This window comes from Xanthomonas sp. 1678, from assembly GCF_031455575.1.
Classification (GTDB): domain Bacteria; phylum Pseudomonadota; class Gammaproteobacteria; order Xanthomonadales; family Xanthomonadaceae; genus Xanthomonas_A.
The window spans coordinates 1-15,317 of record NZ_JAVDSZ010000007.1 but is presented as its reverse complement, the minus strand read 5'-3'; the positions used below and the strand labels follow the sequence as shown (position 1 = coordinate 15,317).

Sequence of the window (15,317 nt, the reverse complement as noted above, 5' to 3'; positions counted from 1 at the left end):
GGTTTCGCCGCCCTCTTCCGGACCACGCTGCATGCCATTCGCCACGCTGGGCCTCGCCCCCGAGCTGCTGCCCGCGTTTTCCCGCGCGCTCGACGCCGCCGGCTACACCACGCCCACGCCGATCCAGGCGCAGGCGGTCGCGCCGATCCTGCGCGGCGAGGACCTGCTGGCCTGCGCCGCGACCGGCTCTGGCAAGACCGCTGCGTTCGCGCTGCCGCTGCTGCAGCATGCGGCGCTGCTGCCGCCCAGCCGCCGCGTGCGCAGCCTGGTGCTGGTGCCGACCCGCGAGTTGGCCGCACAGGTCGGCGACACCTTGCAGGCGCTGGGGCGCTACCTGCCGCGACGGGTCAAGGTGGCTGCGGTCGCCGGCGGCGCCTCGATCAATCCGCAGATGCTGAAGCTGCGCGGCGGCGCCGACATCGTCGTAGCCACGCCGGGCCGGCTGCTCGACCTGGCCGCGCACAACGCACTCGATCTGGGCGCGGTGCGCACGCTGGTGCTGGACGAGGCCGACCGCCTGCTGGCGCTGGGCTTCGAAGAGGAACTGGGCCGGATCCTGGCGCTGCTGCCACGGCGCCGGCAGACCCTGCTGTTCTCGGCCACCTTCCCGGCCGAGGTGGACGTGCTGGCGCAACGCCTGCTGCGCGGACCGCGCCGCATCGGCGAGGAAGCCGCCGCCGCCCCGGCGACGATCCGCCAGCGCGCGATCGAGGTCGACAGCGCTCAGCGCACCGCGCTGCTACGGCACCTGCTGCACAGCGAGGCCTGGCCGCAGGCGCTGGTGTTCGTGGCCAGCCAGCGCGGCGCCGACAACCTGGCCGAGAAGCTGCACAAGGCCGGCGTGGCGGCGCAGCCGTTCCACGGCGAACTGAGCCAGGGCCGCCGCAACCAGGCGCTGGCCGGGTTCAGGAGCGGCCAGCTGCAGGTCCTGGTCGCCACCGACGTGGCCGCGCGCGGGCTGGACATCGCGCAGCTGCCGGTGGTGGTCAACTACGACCTGCCGCGCGCCACCGCCGACTACACCCACCGCATCGGCCGCACCGGGCGCGCCGGTGCCGACGGCCTGGCGGTGAGCTTCGTCGATGCGGCCAGCGAGGCGCACCTGCGCCTGATCGAGAAGCGCCAACGGCTGCGCGTGCCGCGCGAACGCATCGCCGGTTTCGAACCGACGCAGACGGCCGCGCCTGCCGCCGAGACAGCGCCGCAGACCGGCGGCATCAAGGGCAAGCGCCCGAGCAAGAAGGACAAGCTGCGCGCGGCGGCTGCGCAGGGCAGCGGCGGACTGCCTGCGAAGAGTTGATCGCGTTCGCGGCGCTGGTCGCGGCCGGTGCCGGAGATGCGCGCGCTATTTCGCAGAGCGCAGGTTGCCGCGATCCGATGCATTGCGCGCCGATCCTGTCGGTCGCGGCCGAAACGCCCGGCGTCGATCATCGCGGCCAATGGCTGGAAGACCACCCCCATCCGCTCCCAACAGGGGCACGCTCAATCGTCGAACGGATCGGCCACGGCGGCATCGCCCTGCGCCCGCGGCGTGCGCTTGCCCGGCTTGCTGCGGATCTCGACGTAGAACTGGGTGGCGCCGGTCGCCACCAGCGCGTCGATCGCGCGGATCAGCTCGGCCGGCGGCACCACCGCGGCGCTGGCCTCGTCGGCGCCGAACAGCGTGTCGAAGTCCCAATAGTCGGCGCCGGCCGGCAGGGTCTTGCGGCGTTCGCGGCGGATGTACTTGCGGATGTCGTGCTTGCTGGCGTCGAGCAGGCGGTCGGGGTGCTTGCCTTCGATGCGGAGCTGGTAAGTCTTCTTCACTGCGGGAGGATCCTGGAAAGAGGGAACGCGGCCGCCGGGCGGGCGCGGCGGCGGCTGGCGAGCGTGCGGCCTGACCCGGGCAATGGCCCTGCTGCCGGCCGCAGGCGGGCGCGGCGGGGTCGCCATGGTGCCAGAACCCGGCCCCGCGCTGCGGATTGGCCGACAATCGGCGCCTGGCGCATCCCCGCGCCGCCGCCGCAGGAGCCGCCGATGACCGACCCCTCCACCTTCGCGGGCTACCGCGTGCTCGTCGCCGGCGCCAGCCGCGGCATCGGCCTGGCGATCGCCGACGCCTTCGCCCGCCAGGGTGCGGGCGTGGCGATCTGCGCGCGCAATCCCGCGCATCTGGCGGACGCGGCCGAGCAGTTGCTGCGCCACGGCCATCCGGTATCGCGGCTGAGCTGCGATCTGGCCGACCCGGCGCAGATCCAGCAGTGGGTGGCGCATGCGGCCGATGCGCTGGGCGGCATCGACGTGATGGTCAACAACGCCTCCGGCTACGGCCATGGCGACGACGACGCCAGCTGGCAGGCCGGATTCGACATCGACCTGATGGCCGCGGTGCGCTGCAATCGCGCCGCGTTGCCGGCGCTGCGCGCCAGCGCCCACGGCTGCATCCTCAACATCAGCTCGATCAACGGGCTGCGGCCCACGCCGCGGGTGCCGGCGTATTCGGCGGCGAAAGCGGCGCTGAACTACTACACGACCACGTTGGCCGCCGAACTGGCGCGCGAACGGATCCGGGTCAATGCGATCGCGCCCGGCTCGATCGAGTTCCCCGGCGGGCTGTGGGACCAGCGCCGCGCACAGCAGCCGGGGCTGTACCGGCGCATCCGCGCCGATATCCCATTCGGCAGCTTCGGCGCGCTCGAGGACGTCGCCCACGCCGCGTTGTTCCTGGCTTCGCCTCAGGCGCGCTGGATCACCGGCCAGATCCTGGCGGTGGACGGCGGACAGTCGCTGGGCGTCTGACCGCGCCGCGTCGGCCGTCGGCAGGCGCCTAGCCGCTGGGCGTGGGGCCATGCGCGGCTGCGCAGGACCGCCGCACGGCGGCCGGTGATCGTTGCGCGCACAGCGCGTACGCAAGCACATCGTGGGCAAGCACCGGCAACGGCGCCGGAGGCCTGGCAGGCTCGCCGACTCCCTGAATCGGCTCGGCGAATCGCGCCGTGCGCTACTCATGCCATGACCGCAGGCGGCGTCTCCAGCCGCCGCGGTGGTCCCTGTGTCTGCAGTCGAGCGCTGCGGCGCACCAAAAACGCTCCGCTCGCGGGATGCCTCGCCAATGCAGCAGCGCGATGGCGCGCGGCAGCGCCGATCCCCTTCGACCAGCAGGAACCGCGCTGCGCAACGGTCGACGCACGTGGCGGGATCGCGCGCCCAGGAGCATACCTGAATAAATAACAACAAGAAGACACCCATTCGAACAATAACGAACATGAAACGATCATGGCGACGATAAGCTCCGGCGCGCAGGGGTTGCATCCGACTTCATCCCGCGCGCCGCAGCACACGCATGCGACGGGCACCTGGAGGCCACGTGTTCCATCCACGCATCGACACCGTCACCCGCCCACCGCGCGCCGCAAGGACGGCACCCGTCCGCGCCTTGAGCCCCGCATCCGCCGCGGCCGGCGACCGATGCAGCAGTCCCCACGGCGATCGCCGCCCTCCTCCGGACGGCAGCCGCCGCGCCGGAGTCCTTCCCATGACCGGGCCGCGCACCGCGGCCCCGCGCAAAGCGAGTCACTCATGAACAAGAACCCATGCATCGCGCTGGCGGCGCTGTCGGCAGCGCTGTGCTGCGCACAGGCCGCCGCGGAGGATTTCGACCCGGCCAAGACCCTGACCGGCGACTGGGGCGGCGCGCGCACCCGGCTGGTCGACAGCGGCGTGGACCTGCGCCTGTCCTACACCGGCGAGTTCGCGCACAACAACTCCGGCGGCAGCCGCGACGACACCTACGCCTACGCCGACCAGTTCTTCCTGGCGGGCACCTTCGACCTGGACAAGCTGTGGGCCTGGCGCGGCGCGACCTTCAAGGTCGAAGTGGCCAACCGCAATGGCGACTCGCTCAACGACACGGCTGGTTTTCCGACCCTGCTGGCGGTGCAGGAGATCCACGGCCGCGGCGCGGTGACCCGCCTGAGCCAGTTCTCGCTGACCCAGGAACTGTTCGACGACCGCCTCAGCATCAAGCTCGGCCGCCTGTACGCCAACGGCGATTTCTTCTCGTTCTCCTGCAAGTTCCAGAACCTGAGTTTCTGCGGCGGCCTGCCCGGCTACGTCAGCAACGGCTGGTACGTCGACCCGATCAGCCAGTACGGCGCGGTGGTGGCGTTCAAGCCCAACGACGCCTGGCGCTTCAAGGTCGGCGCCTACGACGTCAACCCGAACAACCTGGACCACGACCAGGGCCTGAAACTGCGCACCGACGGCGACAGCCAGGGAACCTTGGTGGTGGCCGAGATCGAGTACCTGCCGACCTTCGGCGATGGCCTGCAAGGCCACTACCGCGTCGGCGGCTGGCGCAACAGCGCCAACTACCGCAACACCGTCACGGTCAGCGGCCTGCCGTCGGACGTCAGCGACGACGCCACCGCGGTGATGGACAGCGAAAGCGGCTACTACGCCACCGCCGAGCAGGCGCTGTGGCGCGCGCCCGGCGGCGGCACGCTGCGCCTGTTCGGCAACTGGGTGCAGGCCGACAAGGACACCGACCGCATCGACCAGATGCTGCAGCTGGGCGCATGGCTGGATGCGCCGTTCGCCTCGCGCCCGTACGACCGCATCGGCTTTGCCGCCGGCCGCACCCGCGTCAGCGAGCGCCTGGGCGATGCGCAGCGCCGCTACAACGCCGCGCTGCCGGCCGGCGCGGCAGCGGTGGGCGTGCAGGAATACGAATACCCGCTGGAACTGAACTACCAGTACGCCATCACCCCGGCGCTGTCGCTGATGCCCAACCTGCAGTACATCCGCAACGCCAACGGGATCAAGGACAACAACGGCGTGGTCGGCGGGCTGCGCGTCAGCATGAACTTCTGAGCGGTGGCTAGCGCCGGCGACGCGTCCGATGGCGCCGGCCCCACGGCGCCATATGGGAGCCTCTGAAAATCTCGATTTCCGAAACTTGCACGCGATGTGCACGAATGGATCACGAGCGCTTCGATCAAGTTTTTTAGGGTGATTGGAGCTTCCCAAGGCGGTGATGTGGCGGGAGCAGGTCGGCGATCAGGTCACCGCCTTCTCCGGTGCACCGCAATCGGTTGCCAGGCGTTGCCAGGCATGGAGCACAGGCGCAGCAAGTGCAGCAACGGCCGGCGCATGCCGCCAGCGCAGCAACGCAGGCATGGCGGACGCGGCAGCGCCTCCTTCGTGCAAGCGCGCTACGCCGACGCGGCGTCGCCCACGCGCGCGGCGACACCACGCCATCCGCGCTCCGCGCCGCTCAGGCCAGCTGTTCCGAACCGACCACGTGGACGCCGACACGCGGCCGCAACGCGTGCTCCACCAGCGCGGCGGCGACGCGCGCGGCGGGATTGACCCGGTAGCGCCGCGGCAGCAGCGGGCCCAGCGCGTGCAGCAGCGTGCCGGCCAGCCGCTCGGCGCCGCGCGGCTGCGCGCGCTCGCCGCCGATCAGTCCGGGGCGTACCAGCGTGAGCGAGGCGAACCCCAGCGCCTGCAGCTCACGTTCCAGTTCGCCCTTGACCCGGCTGTAGAAGAAGCGCGAGCGCGGATCGGCGCCCAGCGCCGAGTTCAGCGCGAACGTGGTGGCGCCGTGCTGTTGCGCCAGCCGCGCGATCGCCAATGGATAGTCGTAGTCGACGCGGCGGAACGCGGCGCGCGAACCGGCCTGCTTCATCGTGGTGCCGAGCGCGCAGATCGCCGCATCGGCCGACCACCACGGCGCCTGCGCCGGCAGCTGCTCGAAGTCCACGAACGGGTTGTGCAGCTTGGGATGGACCAGATCCAGCGCGCGCCGGGTCGGCGCCACGACCGCGTTGCATGCCGGCGCGGCGAGCAGCTGCGCCAACGCATGTCGGCCGACCAGACCGGTGGCGCCGGCGAGCAGGATCTTCATCGAAAGCGCCCTTGCACGGTGGATGGAGGAAGCTACGCCGATCGCAGGCGCATGGGCAAGGCACTGGCGGCATGCGAGCTTGGCCGGCTCCCACGAGACGCTTCGCGCCGTACCCTCACCCCAACCCCTCTCCCGGTGGGAGAGGGGCTAAGCGCACTGTGCTGTTCCCTTCTCCCATCGGGACCATGGCCCCTTTTTGGGGGGAAGGTGGCCCGCAGGGCCGGATGAGGGTACGGCGAAGCCTCGTGCACCCAAAACCCAGCGAGACGCTGCGCGCCGTACCCTCACCCCACCCCTCTCCCGGTGGGAGAGGGCTAGGGCTGCTCCTTCTCCCCTTGCGAGAAGGTGCCCCGCAGGGGCGGATGAGGGTACGGGCGCAGCCTCGTGCACCCAACACACAAGCCCGCGTACCTGCACGGCAGCCGATCCCGCAGCGCCGCGCATGGTCGCCGCGCTGCGGCGCGTACGCCACAATAGCCGCCAGCGCGCCGTCCGGCGCCGCAGCAGCCAACCGAGGAGCCGTTCGATGTTCGTGGTGTGTGGAGAGGCCTTGTACGACATCTTCATCGACGGCTACGCCGGCACCTCGGTCGGCATGACCGCGCGCCAGGGCGGGTCGCCGTTCAACGTGGCGATCGGCCTGGCCCGCCTCGGCACGCCGTCGGCGCTGTTCACCGGCCTGTCCACCGACCCGCTCGGCCGTCAGCTGCGCGGCACCCTGGAACGCGAGGGCGTGGCGCTGGACCACTGCATCGACAAGGCCGAGGCGACCACCCTGGTGATGGTCGCGCTGGACGCGCAAGGCGTGCCCAACTATTCGTTCTACGGCACCGGCTGCGCCGACCGCGCACTGACCGCGGCCGACCTGCCGACGCTCGACGCCGCGGTCGGCGGCCTGCATTTCGGCTCCTACACGCTGGTCGCCGAGACCACCGCCAGCACCTTCCAGACCCTGGCCGAGCGCGAACGCACGCAGCGGCTGATCTCGCTGGATCCGAACGTGCGGCCGACGGTGGAACCGGACATGGCGGTATGGCGCGCGCGGCTGGATCGCTGGATCGCGCTGGCGCATGTGGTCAAGGTCAGCCAGGAGGACATCGAGCTGCTGTACCCGCAGCAGGATCCGTTCGCGATCGCGCGCAGCTGGCTGCAGCAGGGCCCGTCGCTGGTGGTGATGACCCTGGGCAGCGACGGCGCGGTGGCCTGGAGCGGCGATGCCGAGGCGCGCGTGGCCGGGCGGGCGGTGCAGGTGGCCGATACCGTCGGCGCCGGCGACAGCTTCCAGGCCGCGCTGCTGCACCAGCTGCCCGACCTGGCCGCGCTCGCCGCGCTGGGCACCTCGGCGCACGCGCTGCAGCGGCTGCTGACGTTCTGCGTGGCCGCCGCGGCGATCAACTGCACCCGTGCCGGCGCCAACCCGCCCAGCCTGGACGAGGTCCGCGCCGCGCTGTAGGGCCGGGGCCAGCGCCGGCTCAAGCGCACGCCGCCGGCGCCGATATCCTGTTCCTGAGCGTCACCCCCGGTCGCCGCGTTTGTGGCAGGGTGGCGCGTTCACTGGAAAGGAAGCGTCCGCATGCCGGATCAACGCGACGAGCCGCCTGCCGGCGGCCTGCGCAAGCTGTTGTCGCCGCGCCGCCGCGCGCCGGCGGCCGCCTCGGCGGTGGCGCCGCACGGCCATGCGCCCGCGCCGGCAGATGCGCAGGGGAGCGATCCGGCCGCGGCCACCGCGGCGCTGATCCAGCTGTTCAACCGCGCCCACGAGCCGCTGGACCTGCTCGGCGCCTTCGCCGACGGCATGGCCGGCCTGCACGGCGAACTCGGCGACATGGGCCGCCGCCTGCAGTCGGCAGCCGGCAGCGGCGACTGGCCCAGCTACGGCCGCGCGCTGCGCCAGCTGATCGACAAGTACATCCGCACCATCGACGTCGGCGATCCGCTGGCCGGCCCAAGCGACACCGAACGCCTGCGCGACCTGCTGCGCCAGGCCGTGGCCGGCGCGCTGGCCTCGCTGTTGCACAACCTGCCCGAACTGGCCAACGAATCGGAGGCCACCGGCGAGGCGTTGCGGCAGTGGCGGCCGGGCCAGCCGCTGGAACCGCTGGCGCAGCGCGTGCGCGAGCTGTGCCACCAGGTCGCGCTGCGCGCCAGCGACAGCCAGGAGCAGCAGACCCTGCTGCTGGGCCTGTTCGACCTGCTGCTGGAGAACGTCGGCGAACTGCTCGACGACACCAGCTGGCTGCAGGGCCAGATCGCGGTGGTGCGCGACCTGATCAGCGGCCCGCTGGACCGCTATTCGATCGAGGAAGCGCGCGGCAGCCTGCGCGAGGTGACCTACAAGCAGGGCCTGCTGAAGCAGGGCATCGCCGAATCCAAGGAAGCGATGAAGGACATGATGGTGTCCTTCGTCGAGAACCTGGACGGCATGGCGATCAGCACCAGCGAATTCCACGACCGCATCGCCGACTACTCGCAGACCATCCGCGACGCGCGCAGCATCGGCGACCTCAACCGGTTGCTGCAGGAAGTGCTGCAGGACACCGGCCACGTGCAGCAGCAGGCGCTGCGCGCGCGCGACCACCTGATCGCCGCGCGCCAGGAAGTGGACGCGGCCGAGCAGCGCATCCTGCGCCTGGAGCAGGAGCTGCAGGACGTCAGCGGACTGGTGCGGGTCGATCAGCTCACCGGCGCGCTCAACCGCCGTGGCCTGGAGGAACTTTTCGCGCGCGAGCTGGTGCGCACCGAGCGCGGCGAGCAGCCGCTGTGCGTGGCGATGCTGGACCTGGACAACTTCCGCAAGCTCAACGAGATCTACGGCCATCCCGGCGGCGACGCCGCACTGCGCCACGTGGTCGAGGTGGCCCGCACCACGCTGCGCGGCAGCGACGCGATCGCCCGGTTCGGCGGCGAGGAATTCCTGCTGCTGATGCCCGACTGCACCATCTTCGAAGCCGCCGCGGCGGTGACCCGGGTGCAACGCGCCCTGGCCCAGCGCGCGGTGGTGCACGAGGACCAGCGCGTGTTCGTCAGCTTCAGCGCCGGCGTCGCGCTGCGCCGCGCCGGCGAGACCCAGGACGTGGTGGTCAAGCGCGCCGACCGCGCCCTGTACGAGGCCAAGAAGGCGGGCAAGAACCGGGTGGTTTCAGCGGATTAGCGCCGGCGCAGCCGGCGCGGGATTGGGGATTGGGCATTCGGGATTGGCAAACGCGAGTGTTTCGCTCTTGCGAATCCCGAATCCCTACTCCCGGCCTTTCCGCAGCTTCTGAAACAACACCACCGCCCCCAGCACCACCGCCCCGGCCACGATGCCGACCAGCGCGTTGCCCAGGTTGACGACCAGGCTGCCCCAGGCGCCCGGCGGGGCGATGCCTTCGATGGCGTGGTGCAGCGGGCCGATGCTGTGCACCAGGATACCGCCGCCGACCAGGAACATCGCCGCGGTGCCGGCGATCGACAGCACCCGCATCAGCCACGGCGCCAGCCACAGGATGCCGCGGCCGATCGCCGCGGCGGCGGCGCCCTTGCGGGTCAGATACAGGCCCAGGTCGTCGAGCTTGACGATGCCGGCGACCAGGCCGTATACGCCGACCGTCATCGCCAGCGCGATCGCCACCAGCACCGACACCTGCTGCACGAACGGCACGTTGGCGACCACGCCCAGCGACAGCACGATGATCTCCGCCGAGAGGATGAAGTCGGTGCGGATCGCGCCCTTGATCTTGTCCTTCTCCAGCGCGACCACGTCCACCTTCTCGTCGGCCAGCGCCTGCAGCTGCTGCGCGTGGTGCTGCGCGTCCTCTTCCTTGGAATGCAGGAAGCGGTGCGCCAGCTTCTCCACGCCCTCGAAGCACAGGAACGCGCCGCCGATCATCATCAGCGGGGTGATCGCCCACGGCAGCCACACGCTGATCGCCAGCGCCGCCGGCACCAGGATCGCCTTGTTGAGCAGCGAGCCCTTGGCCACCGCCCACACCACCGGCAGCTCGCGGTCGGCGTTGACCCCGGTGACCTGCTGCGCGTTCAGCGCCAGGTCGTCGCCGAGCACGCCGGCGGTCTTCTTCGCCGCCACCTTGGTCAGGATGGACACGTCGTCCAGCAACGTGGCGATGTCGTCGAGCAGGGTGAACAGGCTGGCGCCGGCCATGCGGGGATTCCGTTCGAGGGTGAGCGGGGATTCTCGCCGATTCCGCGCGCCGGGTGGGTGAGCGGGGCCACGCACGGCCTCAGCCGCGCATAACGCCGGCTCGGTTACCGTGTGCGGCACACACAACGCCGCCGCGAAGGACCCCCATGGACCAGTTCCTCACCGCCCCCCGCGCCATCGTCGACGACGTGCTCGACGCCGTCGCCGCGCTGCAACCGCTGCTGCGTTCGGACCCGGCCAGCGGCGCGCGCATCGTGCTGCAAGCCGAGCGCGACCCGGCGCAGGTCGCGGTGCTGTCCGGCGGCGGCGCCGGCCATGAGCCGGCGCATGCCGGCTTCGTCGGCCCCGGCATGCTCAGCGGCGCGATCGCCGGCGACCTGTTCGCCTCGCCGGGCGTGGAAGCGGTGCTGGCCGCGATCCGCGCCTGCGCCGACGCGCCCGGGGTGCTGCTGGTGATCAAGAACTACACCGGCGACCGGCTCAACTTCGGCCTGGCCGCCGAGCGCGCCCGCGCCGAAGGCATCGACGTGGCCAGCGTGCTGGTCGCCGACGACATCGCCCTGCCCGACGCCGCACAGCCGCGCGGCATCGCCGGCACCGTGCTGGTGCACAAGTACGTCGGCCACCTGGCCCGCGAAGGCGTGCCGCTGGCCGAACTGGCGCAGCGCGGCCAGGCCTTCGCCGACCGCCTGCTGTCGCTGGGCATGGCCCTGTCCAGCTGCACCGTGCCGGGCCAGCACACTGGCCGCCGCGCGCCGGAGCTGGGCCTGGGCATCCACAACGAGCCGGGCACGCGCAAGGTGCAGCCGGCCTCGGTCGAGGAGGCGCTGGCGCTGGTGCTGGACCCGCTGCTCGAACAGGCAGACGCGCGCTACGGCGCCGATGCGCCGCTGCTGCTGATGCTCAACGACCTGGGCGGCTGCTCCACCCAGGAACTGGGCGTGCTGACCCGACTGGCGCTGCAGCGCATCGGCGTGGCGCGGATCGCCTTGATGACCGTGCCTGCCGCGCTGATGACCTCGATGGACATGCACGGCTTCTCGATCACCCTGGCGCCGGCCGACGCCGACGCGCTCGCCGCGCTGCAGGCGCCGGTGCAGACCCTGGGCTGGCCCGGCGTGCGCGTGCCGCACGCGCCTGCCCACTTCGCCCCGGCGCTGCTGCGCAGCGACGCGCACCGGCACGGCGCCCGCGATGCGCAACGCGGCGCGGCGCTGGCCCGGGTCGCGCAGGCACTGATCGCCGCGCAGGCGGAACTGGACGCGCTGGATGCGCAGACCGGCGACGGCGATGCCGGCAGCACCTTCGCCGCCGGCGCCCGCGCGCTGCAGCAGGCGCTGGACGAGGACGCGCTGGCCACCGGCGAAGCCGCGCCGCTGGCGCACGGCCTGGCGGCGACGATCGAACGCAGCATGGGCGGCTCCAGCGGCGTACTGCTGTCGATCCTGTTCACCACCGCCGCCACCGAGCTGGAAGCCGGGCGCGGCTGGGTGCCGGCATTGCAGGCCGGCGTGGCGCGCATGCAGCACTACGGCGGCGCACAGCCGGGCGATCGCACCATGCTCGACGCGCTGCTGCCGGCACTGGAGGCGCTGGTACGCGGCGGCAGCGCCGACGACGCGGCGCGCGCGGCACGCACTGGGGCCGATGCCACCGCGCAGATGGACCGAGCTCGCGCCGGCCGCTCGGCCGCGGTGCCGGCGGACGCGCTGCGCGGCGTGGTCGACCCCGGCGCCGACGCGGTGGCGCGCGCCTTCGCGGCGTGGGGCGAATGAATGCCGACGATGCACTCGGCCGGAAATCGCCTGCAGGAGCCGTTTCAACCGCGACAAACGAAGTCCGCCAGCTACCCGGCTCCAGAAGCAGTCGGGACTGAAGTCCCTCCCACAGTGCAGCCGACCCATTCGCCGCAAAACGCTGTGGGAGCGACTTCAGTCGCGACGAGCGGAGCCGGGAAGCGCATCAGCTTCGGAAACAACCGGGACTGACGCGCTGCGCGGCATGGGGCCAGTAGCCGTCTTGCTCTTGTAGGAGCGGCTTCAGCCGCGACAGGGCCTTTCCGGAGAGTGCCTGTCGCGGCTGAAGCCGCTCCTACAGGGAACATCGATGCGCGCCAGGAACATCGATGCGCGGCGCCGGCCCTACTGCGCCGCAGCCGCCTGTGCGGCGCTCAGCGCCTGCGCCACCGCCTGCAACGATCCATGCACCGATCCAGGCTGCAATGCCAGCGGCTGGGTCTTGCCGCGCACGACGACTTCCATGCGCTGCGGCACGCCCTGCGCATCGCCGACGATGCGGTAGCGGGTGTCGCCGCGTCCGAAGCCGAGTACGTGCCGGTCGGCGTCGTAGTCGAAACCTTCGCCCGCGCCGTCCGGATACAGCAGGTCCACCCGCTGCTGCGCGCCGATCGCCGCGTAGTACGGCGCCGCGGCCTCGCCATCGCCCGCGTCGGCGAACACGACGATGCGCTTGCCGGCGGGGGCGAGGCGGAACTCGAGCAGGATCTTGTGCGGCAACAACGCCATGCTGCCGTCCTCGTCCCACAGGTAGTACTGCTCCGCCACGCGCCTGCCGCCCTGGTCGCGGTAGCGCGTCTCCTGGGCCAGGCCCGGCGGGGCGCCGGTGGCGTCCTCGACCAGTTCGCGCTCCAGCAGCGGCTCGCCATTGCGCACCGTGTACACCGCCGACTGATGCCAGCAGCAGCCGTCCTTGGTCGTGGTGCGGAGTTCGCGCGCCTGCGCGTCCACCTGGAACAGGCCGCAGTTGCTCTGCGCCAGCTCGGTGAATGCCGGACTCGGCGCGAAGCCGTCGGCGGTGCCGAGGTACACCTGGTAGGAGGGGCCGTGGTAGCAGCTGTTCTGCCCGTCCATCAACGCCAGATCCTTGATCCCGTCGAAATTGAAATCGGCGTAGATCAGCACGCTCTGCTCGCCGTACGGCAGTTCGTGCACGTTGGCCCTGGCCTTGCCGCCCTGGTCATCGGTGTGCAGCACCAGCTCGGGCGAAGCCACCTCGATCAGCGGCGTGGCGCGGCCGCGCGCGAACACGCGCACGATGCCGGGGCGGAACACCTCGCTGGTGTCCTCGATCTCCAGCGTCGCCCGGTAGCGCGTGGAAAAGTCCTGCACCTCATAGGTGCGGCGCTGGCTGCCGGCGAAGGCCTGCGCATCGAAGCCGTCGTCGGTGTCGCGCTGCGGCGCGGCCGCCGCGGTGGCCGCCAGCAACAACGCGCCCAGCAAGGCGAGACCGCAGCGCCAGGCGGCGCGCACTCGGAGGGGCGCAGAGAACGACCGCATGGCATGTCCTGGAGGTGGGCACGCTGTGCCGGAGCGACGGATTCTAGAACAGCCCGCCCAGCGCGGCATGCGCTGGGTGCCACGGGTCCGTGTCCGGCGGCCCGGCCCCACCGTGGCGAGTGCGAGTTCACCGGGCGACGACCCGGCCCCGGCCACACTGGCCGCCGCAATCCCTGCCATTCCCGGAGCCGAACCTTGAGCGCGACGCCCGACGCTGCGGACACCTCGCACGTAGTCGGCGGCCTCAGCCGCCGCACCCAGATCCTGCGCCTGCTGCTGCGCTACCGCAGCTCGGGGGTGTTCTCCGGCATGGACGTGGAGGCCGCCGACGCCGAGCACGCGCTGCCGCCGGAAGGCACGCCCGAGCAGTTCGTTACCGACCTGGAGGCGCTGGGCCCGACCTTCGTCAAGCTCGGGCAGATGCTGTCCACGCGTCCGGACGTGGTGCCGCCGGAATTCGCCACCGCGCTGGAGCGGATGCAGGAAAACACCGCGCCGATCCCGGTGGAGCGCATCCGCGAGATCGTCGAGGCCGAACTCGGCGTGCCGGTCAACAAGGCCTTCTCCGCGTTCGACGACACTCCGCTGGGCACCGCCTCGCTGGCCCAGGTGCACCGCGCCGCGTTGCGCGACGGCACCCCGGTGGCGATCAAGGTGCAAAAGCCCGAAGTGGCCGCGCAGGTACGCTCGGACCTGGAGGTGCTCAAGAGCTTCGCCAGCGCCGCCGACAAGCTGACCGGCCTGGGCCGGCGCATCCGCTTCGCCGACTGGCTGGCCGAGTTCGGCAAGGCGCTGCTGGCCGAACTGAACTACGAGGCCGAAGCGGAGAACCTGGCGCGCTTCGGCGAGCATCTCAAGCCGTTCCCGCAGCTGTGGGTGCCGCAGCCGATCTGGGACCTGAGCAGCCGCAAGGTGCTGACCATGCAACTCGCCGAAGGCGTGCGCGTGGACAAGATCTCCGGGCTGCGCCGCACCGAACAGCCGATGGACGACCTGGCCGCGGCGCTGGTGCGCGGCTACCTGGACCAGATGTTCGTGCACGGCGAGATCCACGCCGATCCGCACCCGGGCAACCTGCGCGTGCTGAGCGACGGACGCCTGGCGATCTTCGACCTGGGCATGGTCGCGCACGTGCCGCCGAAGCTGCGCGAGCGCCTGCTCAAGCTGCTGTTCGCCGCGGTCGATGGCCGCGGCGAGGAAGTGGCCGAGGAAACCATCGCGCTGAGCACGCGCCTGGAAGATTTCGACGAGGACCACTACCAGCGCGAGACCGGGCAGATGATCGCGCGCTATGCCGCGCACGACGCCACCTCCGAAGGCCGCGTGGTGCTGGACCTGGTGCGCATCGCCACCGCCTACGGGCTGCGCACGCCGCCGGAACTGAGCCTGCTCGGCAAGACCCTGCTGAACCTGGAAGCGGTGTGCCGCGCGCTGTCGCCCAACCTGGACACGCGCAGCGTGGTCGAGGACCAGCTGCAGCACGTGATGCGCGCGCGGCTGAAGAAGTCGCTGTCGGCGGCGAACCTGGCCAGCGAGGCGATGGAGATGCAGGCGCTGCTGCGCGAAGGCCCGCGCAAGCTGTCGGACATCCTGTCGCTGGCCGCCGACAACCGCCTGCAGGTGCGCGTGGCCGGGCTGGAGGAATCGCGGCTGATGGAGAGCCTGCAGAAGATCGCCAACCGCGTCGCCGCCGGCGTGGTCACCGCCGCGCTGATCCTGGCCTCGGCGCAGATGATGCGCATCGACACCGGCAGCAAGCTGTTCGGCTACCCCACGATCGCGATGGTGCTGTTCCTGCTGGGCGTGGCGCTGGGCCTGGGCATCGTGATCAGCGCGGTGCTGTTCGACCGGCGCGCGCATGCGCGCGAGGAGCGCGGGCGGCGCTAGGCGTCGAGTGCCGGGACTCGGGACTCGGGACTCGGGACTCGGGACTCGGGACTCGGGACTCGGGACTCGGGACTCGGGACTCGGGACTCGGGACTCGGGACTCGGG

11 protein-coding genes are annotated in these 15,317 nt (G+C 71.5%); 7 read left to right on the top strand and 4 right to left on the bottom strand.

Annotation, left to right across the window (positions count from 1 at the left end; all coding sequences use genetic code 11):
- Positions 1-31: 31 nt before the first annotated feature.
- Complete coding sequence (locus tag J2Y70_RS13445) at positions 32-1,300, top strand: DEAD/DEAH box helicase (protein ID WP_309918369.1); 1,269 nt, start codon at positions 32-34, stop codon at positions 1,298-1,300.
- 182 nt (positions 1,301-1,482) lie between these two features.
- On the opposite strand, the gene J2Y70_RS13440 is transcribed toward J2Y70_RS13445, so the two are convergent.
- Positions 1,483-1,806, bottom strand: a complete 324-nt coding sequence (locus J2Y70_RS13440) for a DUF6172 family protein (protein ID WP_309918366.1) — start codon at positions 1,804-1,806, stop codon at positions 1,483-1,485.
- Between the two features lie 210 nt (positions 1,807-2,016).
- On the opposite strand from J2Y70_RS13440, the gene J2Y70_RS13435 reads away from it, so the two are divergent.
- Both J2Y70_RS13435 and J2Y70_RS13430 read left to right on the top strand, forming a co-directional pair.
- Positions 2,017-2,778: an SDR family NAD(P)-dependent oxidoreductase gene (locus J2Y70_RS13435; protein WP_309918363.1), complete on the top strand. Its 762-nt coding sequence runs from the start codon at positions 2,017-2,019 to the stop codon at positions 2,776-2,778.
- 780 nt (positions 2,779-3,558) lie between these two features.
- A complete protein-coding gene (locus J2Y70_RS13430) occupies positions 3,559-4,851 on the top strand; it encodes a carbohydrate porin (RefSeq protein ID WP_309918360.1) in 1,293 nt (430 codons plus the stop codon).
- 403 nt (positions 4,852-5,254) lie between these two features.
- On the opposite strand, the gene J2Y70_RS13425 is transcribed toward J2Y70_RS13430, so the two are convergent.
- Positions 5,255-5,887 carry an NAD-dependent dehydratase gene (locus J2Y70_RS13425; RefSeq protein WP_309918357.1) on the bottom strand — a complete coding sequence of 211 codons (633 nt, stop codon included), beginning with the start codon at positions 5,885-5,887 and terminating at the stop codon, positions 5,255-5,257.
- A gap of 526 nt (positions 5,888-6,413) precedes the next feature.
- Between J2Y70_RS13425 and J2Y70_RS13420 the strand changes: the two genes are divergently transcribed.
- Both J2Y70_RS13420 and J2Y70_RS13415 read left to right on the top strand, forming a co-directional pair.
- Positions 6,414-7,340, top strand: coding sequence for a carbohydrate kinase (locus J2Y70_RS13420; RefSeq protein WP_309918354.1), 927 nt, complete (start codon positions 6,414-6,416; stop codon positions 7,338-7,340).
- 120 nt (positions 7,341-7,460) lie between these two features.
- Complete coding sequence (locus J2Y70_RS13415; RefSeq protein ID WP_309918351.1) at positions 7,461-9,038, top strand: diguanylate cyclase; 1,578 nt, start codon at positions 7,461-7,463, stop codon at positions 9,036-9,038.
- 84 nt (positions 9,039-9,122) lie between these two features.
- Here the strand turns inward: J2Y70_RS13415 and J2Y70_RS13410 are convergent, their stop codons facing one another.
- Complete coding sequence (locus J2Y70_RS13410) at positions 9,123-10,028, bottom strand: DUF808 domain-containing protein (RefSeq protein ID WP_309918348.1); 906 nt, start codon at positions 10,026-10,028, stop codon at positions 9,123-9,125.
- Positions 10,029-10,174: 146 nt separating this feature from the next.
- Here J2Y70_RS13410 and J2Y70_RS13405 point away from each other — a divergent pair, with 146 nt between their 5' ends.
- Positions 10,175-11,803 (top strand): dihydroxyacetone kinase subunit DhaK, encoded by a 1,629-nt coding sequence (locus J2Y70_RS13405; protein WP_309918345.1) that lies wholly within the window; start codon positions 10,175-10,177, stop codon positions 11,801-11,803.
- A 366-nt stretch (positions 11,804-12,169) separates the two neighbouring features.
- Here J2Y70_RS13405 and J2Y70_RS13400 read toward each other — a convergent pair whose 3' ends face one another.
- The gene (locus tag J2Y70_RS13400; protein ID WP_309918342.1) at positions 12,170-13,324 is read right to left on the bottom strand and encodes a hypothetical protein; all 1,155 of its coding nucleotides are present in this window, start codon (positions 13,322-13,324) and stop codon (positions 12,170-12,172) included.
- Between the two features lie 195 nt (positions 13,325-13,519).
- Between J2Y70_RS13400 and J2Y70_RS13395 the strand changes: the two genes are divergently transcribed.
- Positions 13,520-15,211, top strand: a complete 1,692-nt coding sequence (locus J2Y70_RS13395) for an AarF/ABC1/UbiB kinase family protein (RefSeq protein ID WP_263396844.1) — start codon at positions 13,520-13,522, stop codon at positions 15,209-15,211.
- The last annotated feature ends 106 nt before the right edge of the window (positions 15,212-15,317 follow it).

Excerpts from the sequence above, each read along its gene's own strand:
- J2Y70_RS13400 (WP_309918342.1), bottom strand. The coding sequence starts at position 13,324 with ATGCGGTCGTTCTCTGCGCCCCTCCGAGTGCGCGCCGCCTGGCGCTGC.
- J2Y70_RS13410 (WP_309918348.1), bottom strand. The coding sequence starts at position 10,028 with ATGGCCGGCGCCAGCCTGTTCACCCTGCTCGACGACATCGCCACGTTG.
- J2Y70_RS13445 (WP_309918369.1), top strand. The coding sequence starts at position 32 with ATGCCATTCGCCACGCTGGGCCTCGCCCCCGAGCTGCTGCCCGCGTTT.
- J2Y70_RS13425 (WP_309918357.1), bottom strand. The coding sequence starts at position 5,887 with ATGAAGATCCTGCTCGCCGGCGCCACCGGTCTGGTCGGCCGACATGCG.
- J2Y70_RS13415 (WP_309918351.1), top strand. The coding sequence starts at position 7,461 with ATGCCGGATCAACGCGACGAGCCGCCTGCCGGCGGCCTGCGCAAGCTG.
- J2Y70_RS13420 (WP_309918354.1), top strand. The coding sequence starts at position 6,414 with ATGTTCGTGGTGTGTGGAGAGGCCTTGTACGACATCTTCATCGACGGC.
- J2Y70_RS13435 (WP_309918363.1), top strand. The coding sequence starts at position 2,017 with ATGACCGACCCCTCCACCTTCGCGGGCTACCGCGTGCTCGTCGCCGGC.
- J2Y70_RS13430 (WP_309918360.1), top strand. The coding sequence starts at position 3,559 with ATGAACAAGAACCCATGCATCGCGCTGGCGGCGCTGTCGGCAGCGCTG.
- J2Y70_RS13405 (WP_309918345.1), top strand. The coding sequence starts at position 10,175 with ATGGACCAGTTCCTCACCGCCCCCCGCGCCATCGTCGACGACGTGCTC.